At 64.2% G+C, this 1,637-nt stretch carries 2 protein-coding genes; both read left to right on the top strand.

The features are described from left to right. Positions 1 to 740 (top strand): electron transfer flavoprotein subunit beta/FixA family protein (locus tag RMO40_RS14370; protein ID WP_309722533.1); only part of this gene is annotated, 740 nt, incomplete at its 5' end. A gap of 1 nt (position 741) precedes the next feature. Then, on the top strand, positions 742 to 1,637 hold an 896-nt coding region (locus tag RMO40_RS14365), incomplete at its 3' end, for an FAD-binding protein (protein ID WP_309722530.1).

The following is a 1,637-nucleotide window of genomic DNA, read 5'->3' as shown; positions in this document are numbered from 1 at the left end:
TGGTAGCCGTCAAACGAGTGGTTGACTACAACGTGAAGGTGCGGGTGAAGAGCGACGGCAGCGGTGTCGACATCGCCAACGTCAAGATGAGCATGAACCCGTTTGACGAGATCGCGATCGAAGAAGCGGTTCGCCTCAAGGAGAAGGGCGTGGTCACCGAAGTGATCGCCGTCTCGTGTGGCGTGACCCAGTGCCAGGAGACCCTGCGCACCGCCATGGCCATCGGCGCCGACCGCGCCATCCTGGTCGAAACCGACGCGGAACTGCAGCCGCTCGCCGTGGCCAAGCTGCTCAAGGCCCTGGTCGACAAGGAACAACCCGGCTTGGTCATCCTCGGCAAACAAGCCATCGATGACGACTGCAACCAGACCGGCCAGATGTTGGCGGCCCTGGGTGACCTGCCCCAAGCCACCTTTGCCAGCAAGGTCGAACTCAGCGCCGACGGTGTGTCCGTCACCCGCGAAGTCGACGGCGGCTCCGAGACCTTGAAGCTCAGCCTGCCGGCGGTCGTCACCACCGACCTGCGCCTGAACGAGCCGCGCTACGTGACCCTGCCCAACATCATGAAGGCGAAGAAGAAGCCGCTGGAAGTGATCAAGCCCGACGCCCTGGGCGTGGACGTGGCCCCGCGCATCAAGACCCTCAAGGTGAGCGAGCCGCCCAAGCGCAGCGCCGGCATCAAGGTGGCCGACGTGGCCACCCTGGTCGACAAGCTCAAGAACGTTTCCAAGGTGATCTGACATGACGACCCTCGTAATCGCTGAACACGACAACAAGGCCCTCAAGGGTGGCACCTTCAACACCGTGAGCGCAGCCGTCGCCATTGGCGGCGACGTGCACGTGCTGGTGGCGGGCAACAGCGCTGCTGACGCAGCAAAAGCAGCCAGCCAGATCGCCGGCGTCACCAAGGTGATCCACGCCGACGCCGCCCACCTGGATCACGGCCTGGCCGAGAACCTGGCTGCTCAAATCTTAAGCATCGCGGGCAACTACAGCCACATCCTCTTCGCAGCCACCGCAGCGGGCAAGAACATCGCCCCCCGAGTGGCCGCCAAGCTCGACGTCGGCCAGATCAGCGACATCACCAAGGTGCTCAGCCCCGACACCTTCGAGCGTCCCATCTACGCCGGCAACGCGATTGCCACGGTGCAAAGTGGCGACAAGGTCAAGGTCATCACCGTGCGCACCACCGGCTTCGACCCGGCAGCGGCCACGGGTGGCAGCGCCGCCGTTGAAACAACGACAGCCGCCGCCGACAACGGCAAGTCCAGGTTCATGGGCTCGGAGATCGCCAAGAACGACCGGCCTGAATTGACCGCCGCCAAGATCATCGTCTCGGGTGGCCGGGCGCTGGGCAGCAGCGACAAGTTCAATGAAGTGCTGATTCCACTGGCCGACAAGCTCGGCGCCGCACTTGGCGCCAGCCGTGCCGCGGTCGATGCGGGCTACGCACCGAACGACTGGCAAGTGGGCCAGACGGGCAAGATCGTCGCCCCGCAGCTGTACATCGCCGCGGGCATCTCAGGCGCCATCCAGCACCTGGCCGGCATGAAGGACAGCAAGGTCATCGTGGCCATCAACAAAGACCCCGAGGCACCGATCTTCAGCGTGGCTGACTACAGTCTCGAAGCAGATCT

It is taken from the genome of Rhizobacter sp., from assembly GCF_031412075.1.
In the GTDB taxonomy this organism is placed as follows: domain Bacteria; phylum Pseudomonadota; class Gammaproteobacteria; order Burkholderiales; family Burkholderiaceae_C; genus Rhizobacter.
This window is presented reverse-complemented; position numbering and strand designations above follow the sequence as displayed.